Genomic DNA, 276 nt, shown 5'->3' on the forward strand with positions numbered 1-276 from the left:
CCACCTTTGCTTCCCTGGCAATCCCCGCAAGTGCCACGCTGGCCACGGTGGCGGCGACGACCATCGCCGGGCCCGTCAGCGGTCAACCTTCTTCGGCCATTACGCCGGCAGGAGACCTGACGATTGGGGACACGAGCAGCTTCGCTGGATTCAACTTCGATGGATCGCTCACCGTGGGGGCCAACACCGTCACCTTGCAATCGATGGGCTTTGCGAATCTGGGGGTGCTGACCACGGTCGCCGGCGGGACACTTTCGGCCGCCAACGGTGTGTCAT

1 protein-coding gene is annotated in these 276 nt (G+C 64.1%); it reads left to right on the top strand.

Annotation, left to right across the window (positions count from 1 at the left end):
• Positions 1 to 47: 47 nt before the first annotated feature.
• A partial coding sequence (locus QWY28_RS23730; protein WP_300955365.1) for a hypothetical protein occupies positions 48 to 276 on the top strand: 229 nt, incomplete at its 3' end.

This window comes from Nocardioides oceani, assembly GCF_030412965.1.
Classification (GTDB): Bacteria; Actinomycetota; Actinomycetes; order Propionibacteriales; family Nocardioidaceae; genus Nocardioides; species Nocardioides oceani.